At 60.7% G+C, this 23,228-nt stretch carries 30 protein-coding genes; 23 read left to right on the top strand and 7 right to left on the bottom strand.

The features are described from left to right. The first annotated feature begins 74 nt into the window (after positions 1 to 74). The 3 genes from rpmH (at position 75) to yidD (ending at position 1,070) form a co-directional block, all read left to right on the top strand. Positions 75 to 209 (top strand): 50S ribosomal protein L34, encoded by a 135-nt coding sequence (rpmH, locus tag DT23_RS19225; RefSeq protein WP_074854838.1) that lies wholly within the window; start codon positions 75 to 77, stop codon positions 207 to 209. Between the two features lie 145 nt (positions 210 to 354). Beyond that, positions 355 to 789 carry a ribonuclease P protein component gene (rnpA, locus tag DT23_RS16700; RefSeq protein WP_240473650.1) on the top strand — a complete coding sequence of 145 codons (435 nt, stop codon included), beginning with the start codon at positions 355 to 357 and terminating at the stop codon, positions 787 to 789. Beyond that, positions 786 to 1,070, top strand: a complete 285-nt coding sequence (gene yidD / locus DT23_RS16695) for a membrane protein insertion efficiency factor YidD (RefSeq protein ID WP_051697383.1) — start codon at positions 786 to 788, stop codon at positions 1,068 to 1,070. Before rnpA ends, yidD begins: the two co-directional genes overlap by 4 nt. A 68-nt stretch (positions 1,071 to 1,138) precedes the next feature. On the opposite strand, the gene ttcA is transcribed toward yidD, so the two are convergent. Continuing rightward, positions 1,139 to 2,041 (bottom strand): tRNA 2-thiocytidine(32) synthetase TtcA, encoded by a 903-nt coding sequence (gene ttcA / locus DT23_RS16690; protein WP_038133080.1) that lies wholly within the window; start codon positions 2,039 to 2,041, stop codon positions 1,139 to 1,141. A gap of 146 nt (positions 2,042 to 2,187) precedes the next feature. Here ttcA and DT23_RS16685 point away from each other — a divergent pair, with 146 nt between their 5' ends. Continuing rightward, a complete protein-coding gene (locus DT23_RS16685) occupies positions 2,188 to 2,976 on the top strand; it encodes an exodeoxyribonuclease III (protein WP_038133142.1) in 789 nt (262 codons plus the stop codon). On the opposite strand, the gene DT23_RS16680 is transcribed toward DT23_RS16685, so the two are convergent. Then, on the bottom strand, positions 2,943 to 3,455 hold the full coding sequence (locus DT23_RS16680) for a DUF6622 family protein (protein ID WP_038133140.1): 513 nt from the start codon (positions 3,453 to 3,455) through the stop codon (positions 2,943 to 2,945). The two genes, DT23_RS16685 and DT23_RS16680, sit on opposite strands and share 34 nt — an antisense overlap. Positions 3,456 to 3,531: 76 nt before the next feature. On the opposite strand from DT23_RS16680, the gene DT23_RS16675 reads away from it, so the two are divergent. The 4 genes from DT23_RS16675 to DT23_RS16660 all read left to right on the top strand — a co-directional run bounded on the left by DT23_RS16675 (position 3,532) and on the right by DT23_RS16660 (position 6,007). Continuing rightward, a complete protein-coding gene (locus DT23_RS16675) occupies positions 3,532 to 4,125 on the top strand; it encodes a TetR/AcrR family transcriptional regulator (protein ID WP_038133078.1) in 594 nt (197 codons plus the stop codon). Between the two features lie 78 nt (positions 4,126 to 4,203). Further along, entirely contained in the window at positions 4,204 to 5,118 is a 915-nt protein-coding gene (locus tag DT23_RS16670; protein ID WP_038133077.1) for a thioredoxin family protein, read from the top strand. A 26-nt stretch (positions 5,119 to 5,144) separates the two neighbouring features. Then, entirely contained in the window at positions 5,145 to 5,783 is a 639-nt protein-coding gene (locus DT23_RS16665) for an LON peptidase substrate-binding domain-containing protein (RefSeq protein WP_038133138.1), read from the top strand. A 68-nt stretch (positions 5,784 to 5,851) separates the two neighbouring features. Then, entirely contained in the window at positions 5,852 to 6,007 is a 156-nt protein-coding gene (locus DT23_RS16660) for a Trm112 family protein (protein ID WP_240473652.1), read from the top strand. 9 nt (positions 6,008 to 6,016) lie between these two features. Here DT23_RS16660 and DT23_RS16655 read toward each other — a convergent pair whose 3' ends face one another. Next, positions 6,017 to 7,279, bottom strand: a complete 1,263-nt coding sequence (locus tag DT23_RS16655) for an FAD-dependent monooxygenase (protein ID WP_081847270.1) — start codon at positions 7,277 to 7,279, stop codon at positions 6,017 to 6,019. A gap of 47 nt (positions 7,280 to 7,326) precedes the next feature. On the opposite strand from DT23_RS16655, the gene DT23_RS16650 reads away from it, so the two are divergent. The 4 genes from DT23_RS16650 (at position 7,327) to DT23_RS16635 (ending at position 13,788) form a co-directional block, all read left to right on the top strand. Then, complete coding sequence (locus DT23_RS16650; protein WP_038133072.1) at positions 7,327 to 8,643, top strand: amidase; 1,317 nt, start codon at positions 7,327 to 7,329, stop codon at positions 8,641 to 8,643. Between the two features lie 121 nt (positions 8,644 to 8,764). Then, positions 8,765 to 9,943: an aminotransferase class I/II-fold pyridoxal phosphate-dependent enzyme gene (locus DT23_RS16645; protein WP_038133070.1), complete on the top strand. Its 1,179-nt coding sequence runs from the start codon at positions 8,765 to 8,767 to the stop codon at positions 9,941 to 9,943. A 12-nt stretch (positions 9,944 to 9,955) separates the two neighbouring features. Beyond that, positions 9,956 to 13,087 (top strand): DNA translocase FtsK, encoded by a 3,132-nt coding sequence (locus tag DT23_RS16640; protein WP_038133068.1) that lies wholly within the window; start codon positions 9,956 to 9,958, stop codon positions 13,085 to 13,087. 104 nt (positions 13,088 to 13,191) lie between these two features. Further along, positions 13,192 to 13,788 (top strand): LolA family protein, encoded by a 597-nt coding sequence (locus DT23_RS16635; protein ID WP_038133065.1) that lies wholly within the window; start codon positions 13,192 to 13,194, stop codon positions 13,786 to 13,788. Between the two features lie 14 nt (positions 13,789 to 13,802). Here DT23_RS16635 and DT23_RS16630 read toward each other — a convergent pair whose 3' ends face one another. After that, the gene (locus DT23_RS16630; RefSeq protein WP_038133062.1) at positions 13,803 to 14,378 is read right to left on the bottom strand and encodes a transglycosylase SLT domain-containing protein; all 576 of its coding nucleotides are present in this window, start codon (positions 14,376 to 14,378) and stop codon (positions 13,803 to 13,805) included. Between the two features lie 193 nt (positions 14,379 to 14,571). On the opposite strand from DT23_RS16630, the gene hspQ reads away from it, so the two are divergent. Further along, positions 14,572 to 14,898 carry a heat shock protein HspQ gene (gene hspQ / locus DT23_RS16625; RefSeq protein WP_038133061.1) on the top strand — a complete coding sequence of 109 codons (327 nt, stop codon included), beginning with the start codon at positions 14,572 to 14,574 and terminating at the stop codon, positions 14,896 to 14,898. 6 nt (positions 14,899 to 14,904) lie between these two features. On the opposite strand, the gene DT23_RS16620 is transcribed toward hspQ, so the two are convergent. Both DT23_RS16620 and DT23_RS16615 read right to left on the bottom strand, forming a co-directional pair. After that, entirely contained in the window at positions 14,905 to 15,405 is a 501-nt protein-coding gene (locus tag DT23_RS16620) for an ATP-binding protein (RefSeq protein ID WP_081847268.1), read from the bottom strand. Continuing rightward, complete coding sequence (locus DT23_RS16615; RefSeq protein WP_038133059.1) at positions 15,398 to 15,742, bottom strand: STAS domain-containing protein; 345 nt, start codon at positions 15,740 to 15,742, stop codon at positions 15,398 to 15,400. Before DT23_RS16615 ends, DT23_RS16620 begins: the two co-directional genes overlap by 8 nt. 89 nt (positions 15,743 to 15,831) lie before the next feature. On the opposite strand from DT23_RS16615, the gene DT23_RS16610 reads away from it, so the two are divergent. The 10 genes from DT23_RS16610 (at position 15,832) to DT23_RS16565 (ending at position 22,610) form a co-directional block, all read left to right on the top strand. Further along, a complete protein-coding gene (locus DT23_RS16610) occupies positions 15,832 to 17,010 on the top strand; it encodes a thiolase family protein (RefSeq protein WP_038133058.1) in 1,179 nt (392 codons plus the stop codon). Continuing rightward, positions 17,007 to 17,459, top strand: coding sequence for a GAF domain-containing protein (locus tag DT23_RS16605; protein ID WP_038133057.1), 453 nt, complete (start codon positions 17,007 to 17,009; stop codon positions 17,457 to 17,459). Before DT23_RS16610 ends, DT23_RS16605 begins: the two co-directional genes overlap by 4 nt. A gap of 36 nt (positions 17,460 to 17,495) precedes the next feature. Further along, positions 17,496 to 18,143 (top strand): pseudouridine synthase, encoded by a 648-nt coding sequence (locus DT23_RS16600; RefSeq protein ID WP_038133055.1) that lies wholly within the window; start codon positions 17,496 to 17,498, stop codon positions 18,141 to 18,143. A gap of 76 nt (positions 18,144 to 18,219) precedes the next feature. Further along, the gene (locus DT23_RS16595) at positions 18,220 to 18,963 is read left to right on the top strand and encodes a pyridoxine 5'-phosphate synthase (RefSeq protein ID WP_038133052.1); all 744 of its coding nucleotides are present in this window, start codon (positions 18,220 to 18,222) and stop codon (positions 18,961 to 18,963) included. A gap of 27 nt (positions 18,964 to 18,990) precedes the next feature. Next, entirely contained in the window at positions 18,991 to 19,446 is a 456-nt protein-coding gene (locus tag DT23_RS16590) for an ABZJ_00895 family protein (RefSeq protein WP_038133050.1), read from the top strand. After that, positions 19,447 to 19,848, top strand: coding sequence for a holo-ACP synthase (gene acpS, locus DT23_RS16585; protein WP_038133048.1), 402 nt, complete (start codon positions 19,447 to 19,449; stop codon positions 19,846 to 19,848). It begins immediately after the preceding gene. Positions 19,849 to 19,899: 51 nt separating this feature from the next. Beyond that, positions 19,900 to 20,685, top strand: coding sequence for a signal peptidase I (gene lepB / locus DT23_RS16580; protein WP_038133047.1), 786 nt, complete (start codon positions 19,900 to 19,902; stop codon positions 20,683 to 20,685). After that, positions 20,682 to 21,368 carry a ribonuclease III gene (gene rnc / locus DT23_RS16575; RefSeq protein ID WP_038133045.1) on the top strand — a complete coding sequence of 229 codons (687 nt, stop codon included), beginning with the start codon at positions 20,682 to 20,684 and terminating at the stop codon, positions 21,366 to 21,368. The genes lepB and rnc overlap by 4 nt, the downstream gene beginning before the upstream one ends. Continuing rightward, the gene (era, locus tag DT23_RS16570; RefSeq protein WP_038133044.1) at positions 21,365 to 22,273 is read left to right on the top strand and encodes a GTPase Era; all 909 of its coding nucleotides are present in this window, start codon (positions 21,365 to 21,367) and stop codon (positions 22,271 to 22,273) included. Before rnc ends, era begins: the two co-directional genes overlap by 4 nt. Position 22,274: 1 nt before the next feature. Further along, positions 22,275 to 22,610, top strand: a complete 336-nt coding sequence (locus DT23_RS16565; protein ID WP_038133043.1) for a DUF1491 family protein — start codon at positions 22,275 to 22,277, stop codon at positions 22,608 to 22,610. Here DT23_RS16565 and DT23_RS16560 read toward each other — a convergent pair. Then, positions 22,600 to 23,223 carry a Pr6Pr family membrane protein gene (locus DT23_RS16560; protein WP_051697380.1) on the bottom strand — a complete coding sequence of 208 codons (624 nt, stop codon included), beginning with the start codon at positions 23,221 to 23,223 and terminating at the stop codon, positions 22,600 to 22,602. The two genes, DT23_RS16565 and DT23_RS16560, sit on opposite strands and share 11 nt — an antisense overlap. Between the last annotated feature and the right edge of the window lie 5 nt (positions 23,224 to 23,228).

Genomic DNA, 23,228 nt, shown 5'->3' with positions numbered 1-23,228 from the left:
CGCTAGAGACCGGGCTTCGAATGATAGCAGGCCTCGAATCTTGACGTTCAGGGGCCGCAACCGGAGTGACTACGATGAAACGCACGTTCCAGCCGTCGAATCTCGTTCGCGCCCGCCGTCATGGGTTTCGTTCCCGTATGGCGACCAAGGCCGGACGTAAGGTTCTCAACGCCCGTCGCGCCAAGGGCCGCAAGAGTCTCTCGGCCTAAGGCCTGACGACTCTGCAACTGACTTGATGACGCCGCCGGAGGCGCTCGTGACTTACCCTTTGGGTTGGTTTGCGGGTTGCGCCCCGGCGGTTTCTGTTTTTTGCGATGCGTGACGTTTCCTGTTTTGTCCATGAGGGCACTGCCCATGGCCGCGATCCGATCAGATGACCCAGCCCGCCCTGTCGCAACCCTGCGTCAGCGTCCCGATTACCTGCGCGCGGCCAGCGCTCAGCGCAAAGGCATGCCGGGGTTTTTGCTGCAAGCGCGCGCACGCGGCACGGCAGAGCCCGCGCCTGCGCAACTGATCCGCGTCGGTTTCACCTGTTCCAAAAAGCTCGGCAATGCCGTGGCGCGCAACCGTGCCAAGCGGCGTCTGCGCGATATTGCCCGGGCTGTGATTCCCGCTGCGGGCCGTCCGGGGTGGGACTATGTTCTTGTCGGTCGCCCCGACGCCACGGCCACGCGCAATTTTGCGGATTTGAGCGCGGATCTTGAGGCCGCGTTGGCGGTGATCCATGATCTGGAGATCCTGCCCTACCGCCCACGCGGCAAAGGCAAAAAGACCAAAGCGAAAACATGACTCCGCTTGCCCATATCCTTGCGCTGCCTGTGCGCGCCTATCGCCTGCTGCTAAGCCCTTGGGTCGGTCACGGGTGTCGCTACCAACCAACCTGCTCGGCCTATACGCTTGAGGCGCTTGAACGCCACGGCGCGATCAAAGGCAGCTATCTGGGGGCAAAGCGCATCTTAAGCTGCCACCCGTGGGGCGGACATGGCTATGACCCGGTGCCCGGTGCCGATCCCGAGTTTGACGCAGAGCATCGTTGCGATCATGCCCACAAAGACCACCCTGACGCCTGAGGGCGCAGGCAGTCCGGTGTGGTCTCAGATGCGGCGTGAAATAGCTATTCTTCGTGTTATTTAACGCGTCAACTATCCGCTAACGCGTCATCAATCCGAAGCTTGGGCGGTTCTGACGCGGCATTACCCTCGGCGTGACCCTCGCCGTTCAGCGCAAGCCCAGCAAAATCCCAGAGTTTGGGGTCTAGCAAATGCGACGGGCGCGCGTTCATCAGCGCGCGAAACATCACTTGACGACGTCCGGGGCTGTTCTTCTCCCAACCATCGAGGATCTGTTTGACCTGCTGGCGTTGCAGCCCGTCCTGGCTTCCGCAAAGATCGCACGGAATGATCGGATAGTTCATCGCCCGCGCAAATCGCTCGCAATCTTGTTCGGCGACATGGGCAAGCGGGCGGAGCACGAACAAATCACCCTCTTCGTTCACAAGCTTGGGCGGCATCGTTGCAAGCCGCCCGCCGTGAAAGAGGTTCATGAAGAACGTCTCTAATATGTCGTCGCGGTGATGACCAAGCACCACGGCAGTGCAGCCCTCTTCACGCGCGACACGGTACAGATTTCCGCGACGCAGACGCGAGCACAGTGCACAAAATGTCCGCCCCTGCGGCACCTTGTCCATGACGATGGAATAGGTGTCCTGATACTCAATCCGGTGAGGCACCTGCATGCGTTCGAGAAACTCGGGCAGGACGGTCGCCGGAAAGCCCGGCTGCCCCTGATCGAGGTTGCAAGCCAACAGATCGACCGGAAGAAGGCCGCGCCATTTCAGTTCATACAGAACCGCCAGCAAGGTGTAGCTGTCCTTGCCGCCAGACAGGCAGACAAGCCAGCGCGCATTGCGCCCTTGGACCATGCCATATTGATCGACGGCCTCGCGGACTTGGCGAACAATCCGCTTGCGCAGCTTGCGAAATTCCGTCGACTGAGGCGCGCTGTGAAAGAGGGGATGGATATCGTCAGAGTTCTGGTACATGGCCTATGGCATAGGGCAAAGGCTTGGCCGCGAAAAGAGGCTAAGCTCTCGCTGGCGCGCTTCATGATCTGAAAATAAAGCCGGGGCGGTTGCGCAGGCGTGCGCGCTTCGACATGATCGCGCGGATTTCGCAACGGGAGATGGTGATGGCGTTCACATTGGCGACTTGGAATATCAACTCGGTGCGGCTGCGTGAGGGGCTTGTGTGCAAGCTGCTTAGCGAAGAAGCGCCCGATGTGTTGTGCCTGCAAGAATGCAAAAGCCCGGTTGAGAAAATTCCGACAGAGCAGTTCCGCGCCTTGGGTTACACCCACATGGTTGCGCGCGGCCAAAAGGGCTATAACGGCGTGGCGATCCTGTCCAAGCTGCCGATCACCGAGGTCGGGGCGCACGATTTTGCCGATCTCGGCCACGCGCGCCATATTGCGGGGCAATTGGAAAATGGCGTCACGATCCATAATTTCTACGTGCCAGCCGGGGGCGATGTGCCTGACCGGGAGGTGAATGAGAAATTCGGCCAAAAGCTCGATTATCTGACGCAGATGCGCGATCATTTTCGGACCGAGGGTGTGAAAAAGGCGATCCTTGTGGGGGATCTGAATATTGCCCCGCGTGAGGATGACGTCTGGAACCATAAGCAGCTGCTCAAGATCGTGTCGCATACGCCGATCGAGGTCGAACATCTCAATGCTGCGATGGAGGCGGGCGATTGGGTGGATGTGACGCGTCAGGATATTCCCGAAGGCCAGCTTTATTCGTGGTGGAGCTATCGCGCGCGCGACTGGGATGCAGCCGATAAGGGGCGCCGTCTGGATCACGTCTGGGCGACCTCGGATATCGCGGCGGCGGGTCATTCCAGCCGCGTCTTGCGTGCGGCGCGCGGCTGGGAGCAACCCTCGGATCATGCGCCGGTGTTTGCCAGCTTCGATCTTTGACTGGCGCGGGCAGAGCGTGTGGCCAGGTTCAGATTTCGCCCGGCGCTTAGCCCGAAAAGCGCGGCCCAGATTGCGGCCGCCAGCGGTGGCGTAAGCGGACTTGCAAACCAGCTTGCCCCCGCCGCTGCGCCGTAATGTAGCGTGAATTCAAAGGCGAAGATCAGCAAAATCAGGACCAAGAGCATCGGGTCGCCGGGCGTTGTTAATTGTCTTGTGGCGACGTCGATTTTGACGCTCCAGCGGGCCGCGTGCAGCCAGCCCAGCGCAATCCCTACTGCGCCGCCGATGACAGCGAGTATCAGGTCAAATGACGATGCCTGCGGGAAAATTCCGAAAAACCCGTGTAGTCCTAACGCGCCAAAGATGACGGGCATCAGGGCCAGTCGCTCTACCCGGATCGTGCGGGCGTGCAGGCGTTTGACGCCCAGCCACACCAGACCTGCGAACAGAAAATAAACGTATGTGGGAATATGTGACATCTTATCGCCTTGTGTCAGATTGACATGAGCCAAGTTAACGCCAATTTTAACGCCGTAAAGATAGGGGGCGATCACGATGTCGCGCACAGCTAAACACGAGGACACCTATCATCATGGCGATTTGCGCAAAGCACTGTTGGACAGCGCGCGTATATTGCTGGAAGAAGGCGGGCCACCCGCGCTTAGCCTGCGCGAGATTGCCCGCCGCGTCGGGGTGTCGGCCCCTGCCGCCTACCATCATTTCCGCAATCTCGAGGCCATCGCGCAGGCGGTGGCGGAACAGGGGTTTGGCGAGCTCTCAGCCGCGCTGGACAACGCGCGATCGGGGGATGGCGTGAATGCAATGGGAATGGTCTATATCGGTTTTGCGCAGGCCAATCCGGGGCTGTATCGGCTGATGTTTTCCGATGGTCTGGCGGCGAAATCGCAGGCAGGTGCCGCGTTGCGGGCCATGCGCGCGCAGGCGTTTGCGACGTTGCGCACCGCGCTTGAGGCACAGGTGCCACCAGATCAGGCGCGCTCATTGGCGCTGTATTTGTGGTCGGTCACGCATGGCTTGGCGCTGTTGGCGATTGATGGGCAGTTGGGCGGGGCGGAGCAGGCGCAAGGGCAGATTGCACAGGTGCTTGAAGTGACCGGGCGCGCCTTGCCGCCACTCGCGACGTCCTGACGCAGGACATTCGGGGTTTGCGTTTCCACCCGCGCGCGCCATATAAAAACGGAAACTCCGAACCCGATGGTGAGAGACATGCTAGAACTTGGTGCCACGCAAAAATCCGCCCCCGCAGGCGATCTGATCAAGGACGTATCCGAGGCCAATTTCATGGCCGAGGTGGTCGAGAAATCGCAGACCGTGCCGGTCATCGTTGATTTCTGGGCGCCGTGGTGTGGCCCGTGCAAACAGCTTGGCCCAGCGCTTGAGGCAGAGGTGATGGCCGCAAAAGGCGCGGTCGTGATGGCCAAGGTCAATGTCGATGAAAACCAAGGGATTGCGGGTCAGTTGCGCGTGCAATCTATCCCGACGGTTTACGCATTCTGGCAAGGTCAGCCGATTGACGGCTTTCAGGGCGCGTTGCCAGCATCCGAGATTAAGGCGTTCGTCGCCAAGGTGATTGAGGCTGGCGGCGGCGCGGATAATGGTCTTGCGGATGCCGTCGAGGCGGCCGAGGCGATGCTGACCGAGGGCGCGGCAGAGGACGCCGCAGAAACCTTCGCGGCAATCCTGGACGAAGACCCGGAACTGGCCGAGGCGCATAGCGGTTTGATCCGCGCGCGTATCGCCTTGGAGGATCTGGATGGCGCGGGGGCTGCGCTTGCGGGCGTGCCTGCCAAGCTGACGGATGCCGCCCCGATTGAGGCCGCGCGCGCTCAGCTTGATCTGGCAAAACAGGCGCAATCGGCGGGTCCGCTGGACGATCTCAAGGCCAAGGTCGATGCCAACGCGGATGATCTTCAGGCGCGCTTTGACTATGCGCAGGCGCTTTATGCGGCGGGGGATGCTGCGGGCGCGGTCGATCAATTGCTTGATCTGTTCCGTCGCGACCGCGAATGGAATGACGGCGCGGCCAAGACGCAGCTGTTCACCATCTTCGACGCGCTCAAGCCCAATGATCCGGTTGTGCAGTCGGGTCGGCGCCGCTTGTCGTCGATGATATTTGCCTGATCAGTCCGATGACCTATCTCGGGGGAATGATTAAACACGGCGACCTGCCCGACACTCTTCCGCTTTTCCCGCTTCCCGGGGCGCTGCTGCTGCCTCGGGCGCGGCTGCCTTTGCATATCTTCGAGCCGCGCTATTTGCAGATGATCGAGGATTGCATGAAAACGCCACAGCGGCTGATCGGGATGATCCAGCCGCTCAAGGGGCCGGAGGGGCAGAACCACCTCAACGCGATTGGTTGTGCGGGGCGTCTGACCGGATTTTCCGAGACCGAAGACGGGCGTTATATGATCACGCTTGCGGGTGTGTCGCGCTTTCGGTTCCTCAGCGAGAAAGAGGGGTTCACGCCCTATTTGTGTGCCAACATTGATTGGAAGCCCTTCGCGCGCGACCTTGGCCCGGCGGAGCACGATAGCGGCTTTGATCGTGATGCCTTTTTCGATCTGCTCGAGCGCTATTTCGTGGCGCAAGGGTTGGACACCGACTGGGAGTCTTTGCAAGAGGCGGAAGAGGAATTGCTGATCAATTCCCTTGGAATGCTGTTGCCTTTAGAGCCTGAAGATAAGCAGGCGATGCTAGAGGCGCCCTGTCTTTCGACGCGGCGGGAAACCTTAGTGACGCTGCTGGAATACGCGCTGCACGGCGGCAGTGAGGAGAAACTGCAATGAGCGACGCGACCGATAAGCCAAATGCTGAGGCGCAAAACGAACGCGCCAAGCCGTTGTTTGATCGCCACATGCTAGAGGCGTTGGTCTGCCCGCTGACCCATGCAGTTCTGCACTATGATGCCGAGGCGCAGGAGTTGATTTCAAAGCCCGCCCATCTGGCGTTTCCCATTCGCGGCGGTATTCCGATCCTGCTGGAAGACGAAGCGCGTCGCCTTGACGATTAAGCGCGACGATTAGAGCGGTCGACCTTGCAAGAGGCGGGGCAGGGGGCCTGACAGCCCTGCCGCTTGGCGCATGAACCCCTGACGCAGCGCGGGCATAGCCTGCACGATCCCCATGCCAAGATCACGACCCGCACGAAGCAGCGGATTGTTGTTGGAAAACAGCCTGTTGACGCTGTCCATCCCCAGTGCAAGCGTGGTGGCATCGAAACGCCGCCAGCCCTGATAGCGCTCCAACACATCCAGCGCGCCAATGTCTTCGCCACGGCGCACGGCCTCAACCAGCACCTCGGCCAAGGCGGCCACATCCCGCAGCCCGAGGTTCAGCCCTTGGCCTGCAATCGGATGCACGCCATGCGCCGCATCGCCCACCAGTGCGATACGCGGCGCGGCATAGGCGTTGGCGAGCGTCAGGTTCAGCGGATAGCTAAAGCGCGGCCCGGCGAGTTTGATCTCGCCCAGAAAATCCCCGAAACGCGGGCGTAGCACCGCGAGGAAATCGGCGTCATCCAGCGCGGCGATGGCTTGGGCGGTTTCGTCTTTCTCGCTCCAGACGATCGACGAACGGTTGCCTTTGAGCGGCAAAATCGCCAGCGGTCCCGAGGGCATGAAGAACTGATGCGCCACGCCGTTATGAGGCAGCTCATGCTCAATTGCCGCGACGAGGGCGGTCTGACCATAGCCCCAGCCTTCGCGCGTGATGCCCGCACGTTCCGCCACGCCCGAGCGTCGCCCATCGGCCCCGACCAGCAGCTTGGCGCGCAAGCTGCGCCCGTCCGACAGTGTCGCGGCGATCGCGCCCGGCTCGACCGTTTGCTTGGTGACTTGCGTGTCATGGATCAAGGTGATCGCGGGATCGGCCTCCATCGCGTCCAGAAAGGCGCGATACAGATAGCGGTCTTCAAGCATGTAGCCGACCGGCGCCTGATCCAGTTCGCGCGCGTCGAAGTGCAGGAAAAACGGCGCGGCCCCTTCGCCGGCGTGACCATCGCTGGCCTTGACCTCCATCATCGGCTGCGCGGTGTCGGCAATAGCGCCCCAAACCCCAAGCGTAGCCAGCAATTTCTGCGACGCAATCGCAAGCGCATAGGCGCGCCCGTCAAACGTATCGGTGGCGCGTTGGCGCGCGGGAGCGGCATCAACCAGCGTGACGCTGACGCCTGCCGAGGCCAGTGCCAGAGCCAATGCAGGGCCGTTCAGCCCGCCGCCAACGATCAGGACATCGGAATCATATTTCATGCTGCTTACTATGGCGTGCCGAGCGGGATTGTCCATGCGCGCCGGTGTCGCTAGCGTGACGTCAAATAAGTAAGGAGACGGGCATGGAATGGCGGCTGGCAGGTGCGGTGGAACAGGGGCGCGCGATTGCGGCGGGGCAGCTTGATCCGGTGGAGCAGACCGAAGCCTATCTGGATGCCGCGCAGCATTGGGACGACATTTATATCCGCCTTACGCCTCAGCGCGCCCGCGATGAAGCAATGGCCGCCCATCAGCGCGCCAAAGCCAGCCAGCGGCGCGGGGTGCTGGACGGCGTCGCGCTGAGCTGGAAGGACTTGTTCGACAGCGCGGGTGTGGCAACCGAGTCCGGGTCTCGTTTGTTGGCAGGTCGGGTGCCTGATGCAGATGCCGAGGTATTGGCGCAAGCGGGCTTGGGTGGGGCGGTTTGTCTGGGCAAAACCCATATGACCGAGCTGGCTTTTTCCGGCTTGGGCGTGAACCCGATGACCGCCACGCCAGCCAATATTCATAACGCAAAGCTTGCGCCGGGTGGGTCGTCCTCTGGGGCGGCGCTCTCGGTGGCGCGGGGACTGGCGGCGGGTGCGGTTGGCTCGGATACGGGCGGATCGGTGCGTATTCCGGCGGCGTGGAACGATCTGGTGGGCTTCAAAACGACGCATGGCCGGGTGTCGACGCGCGGGGTCGTGCCGCTTTGCCGCAGCTTTGACTCCGTCGGTCCGCTGGCGCGCAATGTCGAGGATTGCGCCCATATCCTTGCGCTTCTTGAGGGGCGCAACGCCCCCGATCTGCGCGACGCAACGCTGACAGGCACGCGCCTTTTGGTGCTCGAAGGGCTGCCGTTTGAGGGGACGCGCGAAAAACCGGTGCAGGGATTTGAGACGGCGGTAGATCGCCTCGCCAAGGCGGGCGCTGTCATTGAACGGCGCGGTCTGTCGATGGTCGCGCCTGCGATGGATCTGTCGGGCATTCTGTTTGCGCCCGAGGCGTATGGCGAGTGGAAACACCTGATCGAGGCCGCGCCCGACAAGATGTATCCGCTGATCTTGGAGCGCTTCCGTAGCGGGCGCGATGTGCTGGCCTCGGATTATGTGGCGGGCTGGCATGCGCTGGCGGGCTATCGCGCGGACTATTTGGCCGCCACGGCGGAATATGACGCCGTGCTCGTGCCCACCGCACCGATTGAGCCCCCCGATGCGCAACGTCTGCTGACCGATAAGGCCTATTTCGAGACGGAAAACCTGCTGGCGCTGCGCAATACGCGGATTGCCAACATTCTGGGTCTTTGCGCGCTGAGCCTGCCAACGGGCGTGGCGTCATGCGGGATTTCGTTGATGGGCGCGCCGATGGCCGAGGACCGCCTGCTGCGTCTTGGGGTGGCTGCAGAATCAGCGCTCGTCTGAAAAGTCACAGTCTTGTGTGTCAAGCCACTTTAAGCGCTGTCTTTTTCTGGACGCGCCCGCTTGGGTTTTGTAACCTGTGTCTCAATACGGGGCGACATAGACTCCGAACCATGAGGCAATGATGGATTTTCCCGAGCGGTTTTCGAACCTGCCCGAATATGCGTTTCCGCGTTTGCGGGGGCTGCTTGATTCGCACGCGCCCGGCGGCGCGACCCTCGCCATGTCCATCGGCGAGCCACGTCATCCTATGCCTGATTTCGTCGGTGAGGTGATCGCGCAAAGCCTTGAAGAGTTTGGGAAATACCCCGCGAATGACGGCACGCCCGAGCTGTTGGACGCGATCTCAAGCTGGCTGAAGCAGCGCTACGATGTCGCGATTGGACCCGAGCGGATCATGGCTCTCAATGGCACGCGCGAAGGGCTTTTCAACGCGGCGATGGCGCTGGCGCCCGAGCTGAAGAACGGCAAACAGCCCGCGATCCTGATCCCGAACCCGTTTTATCAGGTTTACGCGGTGGCGGCGGCTGCGGTCGGCGCAGAGCCGGTTTTCGTGCCCGCAGGCCCCGAAACTGGATTCCTGCCTGATTATGCGGCACTTGCGCCTGAAATTCTGGATCGTGTGAGCGTGGCCTATCTGTGCTCGCCGTCGAACCCGCAGGGGGCTGTGGCCTCGCGCGACTATCTGGCCGATCTGCTGGCGCTCGCCGAAAAGCACGATTTCCGCATCTTCGCGGATGAATGCTATTCCGAGATCTGGCGCGAGGCTGCCCCCGTAGGGGCCGCCCAAGTCGCGGCAGAACAGGGCATCGACCCCGAGCGCGTGGTGATTTTCCACTCGCTCTCGAAACGCTCGAACCTGCCGGGGCTGCGCTCGGGCTTTTTGGCTGCTGGCCCGCAAAGCATCCGGCATCTTCGCCGCTTGCGCGCTTATGCCGGTGCGCCGCTACCCCAGCCTTTGCAGCGTGTCGCCGAACGCGCTTGGGCCGATGAGGCGCATGTGGTCGAAAGTCGGCGGCTATATAACGAGAAATACGATATCGCAGGCGCGGTATTCGCGGGGTTGGACGGGTTCAAGCTGCCCGATGGCGGGTTTTTCCTGTGGCTGCCCGTCAAGGATGGCGAGGCGGCCACGCTGAAACTATGGCAAGAGACCGGAATTCGGGTCTTGCCGGGCGCCTATCTGGCGCGCGACGTAAATGGAGAAAATCCCGGTAAGGGGTTCATACGGGTGGCCTTGGTCGCCCCAAAAGAAGAAACGCAGCGCGGGCTTACTCAGCTACGCGACTGCCTTTACGGTTGAGGACGGTAGGTTATGGCATCTTATCAGGTACGACAGCGCGATCCGCTATTCGATCAGGACACGCAGGCAGTTCTTGAACGGCGCGGCAAAGAGTTGGTGGGGGCCGTTCTGGTTCTGATCGGCGTTCTCGCGGCGATGATGTTGTTTTCCTACGCTCCCGAAGACCCCAGTTGGATGGCGGCCTCGGATCAGCCGGTGCAAAACTGGCTTGGCCGGATCGGGGCGGGCATTGCCTCTCCGCTATTCGTCATTGTGGGGCATGGCGCGTGGCTTCTGCCCGCAGCTTTGCTGGTCTGGGGTGTGCGCTTGATCACCCACCGCGGTGAAGAACGCGCTCTCTCGCGCATGATCTTTTTCCCGATCGCTGTGGCGATGGCCGCTGTTTACGCCGCTCTGCTGGTGCCGGGCGCGCAATGGGGCCAGGCCTTTGGTCTGGGCGGGCATTTTGGCGATATGATCGCAGGCTCGCTGCTCGGGATCGTGCCGGTATCGGGGGCTTTCGGCCTGAAAGTGCTGTCGCTGGTTCTGGCAGCGGCGATGCTGGCGATGGCTGCGTTTGTGCTGGGCTTCACCAAGCCCGAGTTGCGCGCGATTGTGCGGTTCATGTGGTTGGGCACGGTGGCGGTTTATGTCGGCGTGATGAATGTGCTGGGCAAAGGGGCGTCTGCCTCGGTGCAGGGCGCACGTCTGGCAGCCGAACGCGCCCGCGAGCGCAAGGCGCTGGCCGCAGAACGCGCCGCTGAACTAGCCGCTTGGGAAGAGCAACAGGCGTTGGCCGCGGGTCATTGGGCCCCTGAGGTCGAGGCCGTTCGTCCGTCGCTTTTGTCGCGTATTCGCCGCCCCGTTGAACCCGAATATGAAGCCTATGACCCCGCGCCCGAGCTGTTTGAAAGCGAGCCGCATTGGGAAAACCTGCCGCAAGAAGCCCCCAGCGACGACCGTATTCGTGCGCGTATCACGCAGGCCGTGCAAAACCGTAAAGCTGCGGTGGTGACGCCGGACCACGCGCCAGATTACGCCGTAGAATCTGCACCTCGTCTGGCCCATGACATGCCCGAAGCAATGATCGAACCCGAACCCCAAGCGCCTGCTTCGGTTCTGGCAGCTGTGGCAAAACGCCTTGCGCGCGCCCCGCGTCAGCCCCAAGTGAGCCAAGCGCAACCTGCAATGCGTGCCGAGCCGATGCTGCGGGCCGAACCGCCCTTGCACGCCGCGCCGCGCTACATGCCCGGCCACGCGCCCTCGGTTACGGTGACGCGCGAAGCGCCCGCTGAGCAAGGCTACGATTGGACCCATCCCGACTGGACCCCGCCCGAAGAGGACGATGGCGACGTGATGGACCTGCGCACCGATCACTTCTACTCTGGCGATGAGGGGGCCTTTGACGTGGCCACCGGCGAGACGCAATGGGTCGAAGAGCCGATGAGCGATTCTTATGACGCCCATCAGCCCTACGAGTCCGAGGTTCCCGAACTGCCCGCCGCCGCGCGTGGGCTGGATCGCAAGGTCATCAAACAGCCCGAGGCGAAACGCGTCGTGCAGCCGATCAGCAAACCCGCAGCGCCCTCGCGTCGTGCCCTTGAGGAAGCCCAGCCGAAGCTGGCGTTTGAGGCCAAGCCGAGTGCGCCTTATGAAATGCCGCCGCTTTCGCTGCTGACGAACCCAACTTCCATTCAGCGCCACCAACTGTCTGATGAGGCACTGGAAGAAAACGCACGGATGCTGGAATCGGTGCTCGATGATTATGGCGTGAAGGGCGAGATCGTCTCGGTGCGCCCCGGTCCCGTGGTCACGATGTACGAACTTGAACCCGCGCCGGGTCTCAAGGCGAGCCGTGTGATCGGTCTGGCCGATGATATCGCGCGTTCGATGTCAGCACTGTCGGCACGCGTTTCGACAGTGCCGGGGCGCTCTGTGATCGGGATCGAACTGCCCAACGAGCATCGCGAAAAGGTCGTGCTGCGCGAAATCCTGTCCGCGCGCGACTTCGAAGACAAGAATACCAAATTGCCGCTTGCACTGGGCAAGACGATCGGTGGCGAGCCGATTGTCACCAACCTTGCCAAGATGCCCCACCTGCTGATTGCAGGGACCACGGGCTCGGGTAAATCGGTGGCGATCAACACGATGATCCTGTCGCTACTGTATCGGTTGTCGCCCGAGGAATGCCGGTTGATCATGATCGACCCGAAGATGCTGGAACTGTCGGTTTATGACGGCATCCCGCATCTGCTCAGCCCGGTTGTGACCGACCCGAAAAAGGCGGTTGTGGCGCTGAAATGGGTGGTCTCCGAGATGGAGGACCGCTATCGCAAAATGTCTAAAATGGGCGTGCGCAACATCGAGGGCTATAACGGGCGCGTCAAAGAAAGCCTTGAAAAAGGCGAGATGTTCAAGCGCACCGTGCAGACCGGTTTCGATGAGGAAACCGGCGAGCCGATCTTTGAAACCGATGAATATCAGCCCGAATCCTTCCCCTATATCGTCGTAATCGTCGACGAGATGGCCGATCTTATGATGGTCGCAGGCAAGGAAATCGAGGCGTGCATCCAACGTCTTGCGCAGATGGCGCGGGCCTCGGGGATCCACCTGATCATGGCGACGCAGCGCCCCTCGGTCGATGTCATCACCGGCACGATCAAGGCGAACTTCCCGACCCGGATCTCTTTCCAAGTGACATCAAAAATCGACTCGCGCACCATTCTGGGCGAGCAGGGCGCCGAGCAGCTACTGGGCATGGGCGACATGCTGTATATGGCGGGTGGCGGTAAGATCACGCGCTGTCACGGGCCGTTTGTGTCGGATGAAGAGGTTGAGGAAATCGTCAATCATCTCAAGAGCTTCGGTCCGCCGGAATATATGTCGGGCGTGGTCGACGGGCCTGATGATGGCACGGCATCTGAAATCGACGCGGTGCTGGGGCTGAACACGGGCGGCAATACCGGCGGCGAGGATGCGCTTTACGATCAGGCCGTGGCAATCGTGATCAAGGATCGCAAATGCTCGACCTCGTATATCCAGCGCAAATTGGGGATCGGCTATAACAAGGCCGCGAAACTGGTTGAACAGATGGAAGATCAAAGTGTTGTCAGCGCCGCCAACCACGTCGGCAAGCGTGAAATTTTGGTGCCTGAACAGGGATAGGTCTGCGCGTTCAGTGGCGCGAAATCGCTCAATTTTTCGAAAAGCCCCGGCGCAATATCACGCCGGGGCTTTTCCTTTGCGCTAGAGAGCTTAAGTTCAACGGTATGAAACAGATACGCATCCTTTTGGCCGCCGTTTTCACGCTGGCATTCGCGCTTCCGGCTATGGCCGAGAAGCTGTCGCTCAACGCCATTTCGGCCTACCTCAATGGTATAAAAACCGCGTCAGCCGATTTTACGCAGGTCAATTCCGATGGCTCGATTGCCACTGGAAAGCTGTATCTCAAGCGGCCCGGTCAGGCGCGGTTTCAGTATAATTCGGATAAAACACTGGTCTTGGCCACGGCCAACCGGGTGGCGATATTTGATCCGAAATCGAACCAGCCACCGGAACAATACCCGCTGAAAAAGACGCCATTGAACCTGATTTTGGCTAGCAATATTGACCTGAGCCGCAACAAGATGGTGACAAGTTACAGCTCTGATGGGCCCAAAACGCTGGTAACGGCGCAAGATCCGGAGCATCCCGAATATGGCTCGATCCAGCTTGTGTTTACCGCCAAGCCGGTCGAACTGCGCCAATGGGTGATCACCGATCAGGCCGGCGCCAAAACGACGACGATCCTGAATAACCTTCAAAAAGGCGGCGATTATCCCACCTCGCTGTTCTCAATCGATCTGCAGATTGCGCAAGAAAGATGAGCCTTGCGCATCGCTTAGCGACGACAGCTTTCTAGCTGAATCTCATACATCTGCGCGCGGGCCGCGACGCGATTTGCCACTGCCAGAAGCCACGCTTTTGAGCGATGTGTGCCGCGCGAATACCCGCCACGCCCCTCGTGATAAGCGAGGTACTGGTTGCGCGCATCCGATTTGGAAATCCCAAGCTGCTTAGTCGTGCCATCCATGTACCAGCCCATAAAATCGGTGGCGTCGCTGATGCGATTGCGCTTGGCACCAAAGCTGCGGGTGTCTTTGCGATACTCATCCCAAGTCGCGTCAAGCGCCTGACTATACCCGTAAGCCGAGCTTTGACGCCCGATCGGGATAATCCCCAACGCAAAGCGGTTGGGCGTTTTGGCATTGCCGTCGAACTTGCTTTCTTGGTGGATCGTGGCCATCTGCACGGCGACCGGTACGCCCCATCGGGCCTCGGTCCTGCGCATAGCAGAGTAGTATTGCGGCCGTTCACGCACGAGTGCGCAGGCGTCATCAAGGTTACGCGGCGGTTTCGGCGGGCCACCGCACGCGGCAATCACCAACACCAGCCCAAGGGCGAGAATTTTTTTCATCACTGCTCTTCTTTGCTCTAACGGCTTATTTACAGCCATATTAGGCTGTTTTTCCCGTTTCGGAAACCGCAAAGGTTCAGGGATTTGCAAAGACTGTTCGATTCGGCGGCACAGACTGTTTCCGGCAAAAATGCGGCACAAATGTGGACATCATGGGGCTTCACATTTTAGTAATGGAGAAAGAGGGGTCGCAATGCACAGTTCTCAGGCGAAATATCATATCGGTCAGATCGTAAAGCACCGAAAGCACCCCTTCCGGGGTGTGGTGTTTGATGTCGATGCGGTCTTTTCCAATTCGCAGGCGTGGTATGAGGCGATTCCCGAAGACGTGCGCCCAAGCAAAGAACAGCCGTTCTATCATCTGCTCGCCGAGAATGATGACAGCTTTTACGTCGCTTATGTGTCGGAACAAAACCTTATCGCAGATCGCACCGGAGAGCCGGTGAGCCACCCTGACGTGCCGGATTTGTTTGGCGATTTCGACAATGGCACCTATCCGCTACAGTTTCAGCTTAACTGACCTGCGCTATCCCGCCGCGCGTACCAACATCGGCGCAAGCGGCAAGCGGAACGCCAGAAGATTGCGGTTACCATCGCGCGTATAGCCCAGATTGGTTGCTAGATCGCGGATAAGAAACCAGCCAAAACCACCTTCAGGCAGGCTTTCGGGGCTTGGTCTGGAATCTTTGTTATCCGTCTGGGACAGGCAGGTCATGGGCAATGGCACACCATCGTCACTGACAGAGCAACTAAGCCCCTGCGTATCGCGCACCATCGACAACGTAATCGTGCCCACCCCGGTATCTCGGTAGCTATGTTCCACGATGTTGTTCAACACTTCCGCCAGGATCAGTTCCAGCGTGCCCGCCTCATCCGGCGTCATAACCCGCGCGAATCGGGCTAGTGCAGCGCGCAAAGAGCTGCGCACCGAAATTGCGCTGGCTGGAAAGCTTAGGTGAAAAATGCGGGGGGGCGGCGCTGCGTCGGGCCGTGGCGCAGGGCCTTCCCCAGTTGATGTATCACGCATATTTCCGCCCCGAGTTCAGTGCAGTGTCCAGATCGGGATGAATGCGAAACACCGTGTCCATGCGCGTCAGGCGAAACACCTTGTCGACATTCCCGGTCAAGCCGCACAGTTCCAACTGTCGGTGCGGCGCGAGGGATTTCATCACGGCCACCACCGCACCCAGCCCGGAACTGTCCAGAAATTCGATTTTCGACATGTCCAGAATGACCCGAGGCGCGGGTTGCACTGTGACTTCGCGCATCTGCTCTTTAAAGCGGATCGCGATAGCAGCATCGAGGCGTGGCTCATCGACATGGACCACAAGCATGCCATCATAGGCTTCGGAAAAGAGGTTCATCTACGGCTCCCGCAGCAAGATTTCTGAATGCAGGCTAGACGCCAATGCTTACCATTCGGTATCCGTGGGCAGAATTTTGGGAGATGGACATGGAAAATGTGGTGATCGTGGGCGCATCGCGCACACCGATGGGCGGAATGCAGGGCGTTTTTTCCGATGTGAGCGCCTCGGATCTGGGCGGTGTGGCGATTGCGGCGGCGCTTGCGGGTGCAGGCGTGGCGCCGAGTCGCGTTGAAGAACTGCTGATGGGCTGCGTGTTGCCAGCGGGTCAGGGGCAGGCTCCTGCGCGTCAGGCCGGTTTCGCGGCGGGCTTGGGCGAGGAGGTGCCCGCGACCACGCTCAACAAGATGTGCGGCTCGGGGATGAAAGCGACAATGATCGCCTTTGATCAGGTTGCTTTGGGGCATACCGGTGTGATGGTCGCGGGCGGCATGGAAAGCATGACGAACGCCCCCTATCTGCTGTCCAAGATGCGGGGCGGGGCGCGACTGGGCCATGCGCAGGTGATCGATCACATGTTCCTGGACGGGCTGGAGGACGCCTATGACAAGGGCCGTCTGATGGGCACCTTCGCCGAGGATTGCGCGCAGACGTTTCAATTCACCCGCGAGGCACAGGACGATTACGCGCTGGCCTCGCTGTCGCGCGCTTTGGAGGCAGAGGCGTCGGGCGCTTTCGCGGATGAGATCGCAGCCGTGACCGTCAAATCGCGCAAGGGCGACACGGTTGTGGGCACGGATGAGCAGCCCGCTAACGCCCGCCCCGACAAGATCCCGCAGCTCAAGCCCGCCTTTCGCAAGGACGGCACGGTGACGGCGGCGAATTCGTCGTCGATCTCGGATGGCGCGGCGGCGCTGGTGCTGGCCTCGGAACAGGTCGCGCAGGCCGAGGGCCTGACGATCCGCGCGCGCATCCTGGGCCATGCGAGCCACGCCCAAGCGCCTTCCGAGTTCCCGACCGCGCCCGTCCCCGCAATTGAGAAACTGCTGAAAAAATTGGGTTGGTCGGTCGAGGATGTTGACCTTTGGGAGGTGAACGAGGCTTTCGCCGTGGTCCCGATGGCCTTCATGCACAAGCTGGGCGTGCCCCATGACAAGGTGAACGTGAATGGCGGCGCCTGCGCGCTGGGCCACCCGATCGGCGCTTCGGGGGCGCGTATCATCGTGACGTTGCTTAACGCGCTGGAAAAGCGCGGATTGAAACGCGGGATTGCGGCGATTTGTATCGGCGGGGGCGAGGGCACGGCCATCGCGATTGAACGTCCATGAAGGTTGATTACGAAGATTTGGCCAAGCACATCGCGGCACTGACGACAGGCGAGACCGATGAGGTCGCGCTGATGGCGACGCTGGCCTGTGAAATCCATCATAGCGATGATCGCTTTGACTGGACGGGGTTCTACCGTGTGACCGAACCCGAACTGCTGAAAATCGGCCCCTATCAGGGCGGGCATGGCTGTCTGGTGATCCCCTTTGCGCGCGGCGTCTGCGGCGCGGCGGCGCGCACGGGGCAGACGCAGCTTGTGCCCGATGTCGAGGCCTTCCCCGGTCATATTGCTTGCGCCAGTTCCACGCGCTCAGAACTGGTGATCCCGGTGTTTGCACAGCGCGGGGTGATCGGGGTGCTTGATATCGACAGCAATCAGCCCGATGCGTTCACGCAAGAAGATGGAGACGCGCTGGAGGCGATCCTGCGCGATGTGTTTGCCGCGCTCTGACTTGACCGCGCGGGCGCTGCGGTGCATCTCCGCGCGATGAGCTATACTTATGATCCCCCCAAAGACGCCCCGCGCATTCTGCATGCCGATCACGAGGTTCTCGTGGTCGACAAGCAGGCGGGGCTGCTGTCGGTTCCCGGCAAGGGACCGGATAAGGCGGATTGCCTGCTAAGCCGCTTGCGGGCGATCCATCCTCAGGTGCTGCTGGTGCATCGTCTCGATACCGACACGTCCGGCGTGATGGTCTATGCGCTGACGCCGCATGCGCAACGCCATCTCGGGCTGCAATTTGAGAAACGCCAGACCAAGAAGGTCTATCAGGCGCGGCTTTGGGGCGAGTTGGCGCAAAAGGAAGGCACGGTCGATCTGCCGCTTTGCGTCGATTGGCCCAACCGCCCGCGCCAGCATGTCGATTTTGAAAACGGGCGCGCGGCGCAGACCGATTGGCGGGTGATGCGCCATGAAGACGGCACCACGCGCATCCGCCTGATGCCGCTGACCGGGCGCAGTCACCAGTTGCGCGTGCATATGACAGAGCTGGGCCACCCGATTTTAGGTGATCCGCTTTATGCCGAAGGACCGGCGCGTGATTTCCCGCGCCTAATGCTGCATGCGGAATCTTTACGCTTTCGCCACCCCGATGGCGGTGTTCACCTGAGTTTCAGCGCAGAGTGCCCCTTCTGATATTGATACAATCGCGCTCTTTTCCCCGCGCGCGCAGACGGGCATACTCTGGCCAAGTTGAACGCGGAGACCTCCCATGCCCAAAACCCAGCGCCTTGGCGTGAATATCGATCATGTCGCAACGATCCGGAACGCGCGCGGCTCGTCCTATCCCGATCCGCTGCGTGCGGCGCTGATGGCGCAAGAGGCGGGGGCGGATGGCATCACTGCGCATCTGCGCGAAGATCGCCGTCATATTCGCGATGGTGATATCGACTCGCTGATGGCGGGCATCAAGGTGCCGCTGAACTTCGAGATGGCCGCGACGCCTGAAATGCAGACCATCGCGCTGCGCCATATCCCGCACGCCTGCTGCATCGTGCCCGAAAAGCGCCAGGAGGTGACGACCGAAGGCGGCCTTGACGTGGCGGGCGATCTGGCGCGGCTGACCGATTTCGTCGCCCCGCTGGTCGAAGCGGGCATTCGCGTGTCGATGTTCATCGGCCACGATCCCGCGCAAATCGAGGCCTCTGCCAAGATCGGCGCGCAGGTGATCGAACTGCACACGGGCCATTACTGCGACATGCACCATGCGGGCGATTTCGCGGCGCGTGACGTTGAGCTAGAGGCGCTTAAAGCGGGCGCAGCTTATGCCGACAGCCTTGGGCTTGAGGTGCATGCGGGCCACGGGCTGACCTACGACACGGTCGCACCGATTGCCGCGATCAAACAAATCCGCGAGCTCAATATCGGCCACTTCCTGATCGCCGAGGCAATTTTTACCGGCCTCGCCCCCGCAATCGTGCATATGCGCAAGCTGATGGTCACGGCGCGGGGATAAGCTTTCAAACCGAGAAAGGCATTTGAGATGAAAAGATATTACTGGATTTATACCGGCTGGTTCGTCGGTCTTTCTATCGGGCTGCCGATCATTCTTGGGGCTGTGCGGTATTTTTCCGGCGTCGATCTATACACCTCGTTTGTCAGCATCGCGCCCGCCATGTTTGCGGCGCTGGTCGCCGGGATGACTTTCGCCAAAGATCGCGAAACGATGCCGGAGACATCGGAAAGCTGGCAATTTGCGCGCGGCTCGGTGGTGATCGCATTCGTCTTTTCGATCCTGTTCGCAGTCGCGGCTTTTGCCATCTTTCCTGAGATGAAAGACGAACTCCAGAGCCTGTTCGAGCCCACCATTCTTGGCGTGATGGCTGTGGTCTTGGCGGTGCTGTTTGTCGTCATCTTCCTGTTGAACCGCTTCTTTTTCGCGATGGGCGCGAAGAATATTCTCAAGGTCGAGCAACGCAAGAAAGCAAAGGCGGGCTGAATGATCCTTGGCATCGGCACCGATCTGGCCAATATCGAGCGGATCGAGCGCACGCTTGCCCGCTTTGGTGATCGCTTCCGCAATCGGGTGTTTACCGAGGTCGAGCAGCGCAAGGCCGAGCGGCGGCGCGACGTGGCAGGCACCTACGCCAAGCGCTGGGCCGCGAAAGAGGCGTGTTCCAAAGCGTTGGGCACCGGGCTGCGCATGGGGATTTCATGGAAAGACATGGCAGTCACAAATCTGCCAACGGGGCAGCCGGTGATGCATCTGACCGGCTGGGCGGAAGATCGACTTTCGGACATGACGCCAGAGGGTTACGAGGCGCTGGTGCATGTCACATTGACCGATGACCACCCTTGGGCACAGGCCTTTGTGGTGATCGAGGCGCGCAAGCTTTCTTGACTCGGGCGTGAGGCTGGGTAAGGAGGGCGAGAATTCATAAGGGCAGGGCAGATGGCGAAAACGAAAACCGAAGGTGGGATCTGGGAAACCGTAAAGACGATTTTCTGGGCGCTGCTGATCGCAGGCGTGTTTCGCACGCTGTTTTTTCAGCCGTTCTGGATCCCCTCGGGCTCGATGAAAGACACGCTGTTGATTGGCGATTTCCTGTTTGTCAACAAGATGGCTTACGGCTATTCGCGCTATTCCTGCCCGTTCTCGGCCTGCCCGATCACAGGGCGTATTCTTGATCGCGCGCCCACGCGTGGTGATGTCGTGGTGTTCCGCCACCCGACCAAAGATGTCGACTTCATCAAGCGTTTGATCGGGATGCCCGGCGATACCATTCAGGTGACCGATGGGTTGCTGTATATCAACGGCAAGCCGGTCAAAGAGACGCCGGATGGCGATTTCACCGAGGTGATGGCACCGCAAGGCCCGCAGCAATTGATGCCGCGCTGTGCCAACGCGCCCGTGGGCGAGGGTGATACCTGCATCAAACACCGCTATATCGAAACGCTGCCCAATGGCGTGAGCCACGAGATCCTCAAGATCACTGATGGCGGCTATGCCAATAACACCCCGGTCTTCACGGTGCCCGAGGGCGAGTATTTCTTCATGGGCGACAACCGCGACAATTCCGAGGATAGCCGTTTCTCGCAAGCGGTCGGCGGTGTCGGCTATGTGCCCGCAGCCAATCTGGTCGGGCGCGCGGACCGGATCATGTTCTCGTCTGCCGGACGGTCGCTGTTCTACTTCTGGACGTGGCGGTCGGATCGCTTCTTCAAGGCGATCAATTGAAGCTGAGCGCAGAGATCAAGGCCTTTCAGGGCCGGTTGGGGTATACCTTCACCCGGCCCGAAACCTTACTGCGCGCGCTGACGCATTCCTCGATTTCCACGGCCACGCGACCTGACAACCAACGCCTTGAGTTTCTGGGCGACAGGGTGTTGGGGTTGGTCATGTCCGAGGCTCTGTTTCTGGCGGATCGCGCCGCGTCCGAGGGGCAGATGGCGCCGCGTTTCAACGCGTTGGTGCGCAAAGAGGCCTGCGCGGATGTGGCGCGCCAGATTGACCTTGGCGCGGTGCTTAAACTGGGCCGATCCGAGATGATGACCGGCGGGCGTCGCAAGCAGGCCCTGCTGGGCGATGCGATGGAGGCGGTGATTGCCGCCGTCTATCTTGATGCCGGATTTGAGGGCGCGCGTGATTTGATCCTGCGCCTTTGGGGGGAGCGGCTGGATGCTGTCGAAGAAGACGCGCGCGACCCGAAAACCGCCTTGCAGGAATGGGCGCAGGCGCGCGGCCTGACCCCGCCAAAATATGAGATCACGGGCCGCTCCGGCCCCGATCATGCCCCGAAATTTACCATTGAAGCCCTGTTGGACAACGGCGCGCGCGAAACGGCGCAGGCTGGCTCCAAGCGTCAGGGCGAAATGGCCGCTGCCAAGGCGTTGCTGGCGCGGCTGAAGGAGAGCGAATGAGTAACCCGACACGCGCTGGCTTCGTGGCCCTCATCGGAGAGCCCAATGCCGGAAAATCCACCCTGCTGAATGCGATGGTGGGGGCCAAGGTCTCGATCGTGACGCATAAGGTGCAAACCACGCGTGCGCGCATCCGTGGCGTGGCGATGCAGGGTCAAAGCCAGATCGTGTTCGTCGACACGCCCGGTATTTTCCGCCCGCGCCGACGTTTGGACCGCGCGATGGTGCAGGCGGCTTGGGGCGGGGCGGCGGACGCTGATGTCGTGGTGCTGCTGATCGAGGCACATCGCGGCCTGACCGAGGGTGGCAAGGCCATTCTGGAGGCGCTCAAAGAGCGCGAAGGTCTGCGCGTGGCGCTTGCTATCAACAAGATCGACAAGGTCAAATCCGAGGCGCTGCTGGGCCTTGCGGCGCAACTTAACGAGAAATTCGAGTTTGCCAAAACCTTCATGATTTCCGCCGAACGTGGGCATGGCGTGGCCGATCTCAAGGAATGGCTGGCAGGCGAGATGCCCGAGGGGCCGTGGCTGTATCCCGAAGACCAGATTGCCGATCTGCCGCTGCGCATGATCGCTTCGGAAATCACCCGCGAAAAGCTCACGCTGCGGCTACACGAAGAGCTGCCCTACCAGCTCACCGTCGAGACCGAGAATTGGGAAGAGCGCGAAGATGGCTCGGTGCGGATCGATCAGCTGATCTACGTCGCGCGCGATGGCCACAAGGGCATCATCCTTGGCCACAAGGGCGAGACGATCAAGGCGATCTCTAAAGCGGCGCGGATGGAGTTGATCGAATTCCTCGACCGCCCCGTGCATCTGTTCCTGCAAGTCAAGGTGCGCCCGAACTGGCTGGAGGATGCCGAGCGTTATTCGGAAATGGGCCTCGATTTCAAGGACGGCAACTGAGATGGCGGCGCGGCTCACGACCGATCTGTGGGTGCGCGCCTATCTCAAGCGGTTGGAACTGGCCAATATCCCGGGCTATGTGACCGCGCATGGGCAGCAAAGCTCCGGCGCGGTACTGGTGAAATGCGCACGTCTTGACGGCACGGCGCAAAGCTATGAACGACGCATTGATCTGATGACGGGGGCCAGCGCATGGATGCTGCTGCACGATGGTCCCGAGGCCGAGGTGGATGCGAGCATCGCCAAACAACGCAGCTTTGACCCCGACCTCTGGGTGATCGAAATCGAAAGCCGCGACGGGCGCACATTGCTGGATGAAGAGGGGCTTAGCGACTAAGCCGCAGCCCGCCCATCGCACGCCCCAGCGCGACTATTACGAGCCCGCCCAACCAGAACGCGATCACGAACTGCGCGCACCAGATCGCCAGTCCGTTCCAGCCAAGCTGCGTGAGGTTGAGAAAGAAATACGGGTAAAACCCGGTCTCAAGCCCCCTGATTACGGCGTAAACCAAATAGATCGCGGGCCAGATCAACCACAGCCCCGCGTCTCGCCATTGCAACGCACGCTTGGGTGCGAAAAGCAGCCACCAGATCGGCAGCAAGATCGGCGCGGCGGTGTGATAGAGGAAGTTCTCCAACCAATCGAGGCCGTAAAGTTCGGCATTCCCCGCCAGCAGCAGGTGATAGACCGCGCCCACAATAATCATCCACAGCGTCAGGGCCGCCAGAAGTGCTGGCGAAAACAAGCGCTTGCGCCAGAGCATCACGCCAAACAAAATCCCGACCAATGAATTGGTCCAGATCGTGAAGTAGCGCAGCATCAGCCATAAGATCCCCAACGGCACCGCAGCATGGGAATGGGCCGCCATATTCGTGGTGAAGCTTGAGGCGAAGGCAATGACTTCACACAGGAAAATCAGCAATGCGAGGTATTGGGATAAGCGTGTCATGGGCG

This window comes from Thioclava indica (assembly GCF_000714545.1).
Taxonomy (GTDB): domain Bacteria; phylum Pseudomonadota; class Alphaproteobacteria; order Rhodobacterales; family Rhodobacteraceae; genus Thioclava; species Thioclava indica.
Note: the sequence above shows the minus strand (reverse complement) of the source record. Positions and strands in the feature narration are given on the sequence as shown.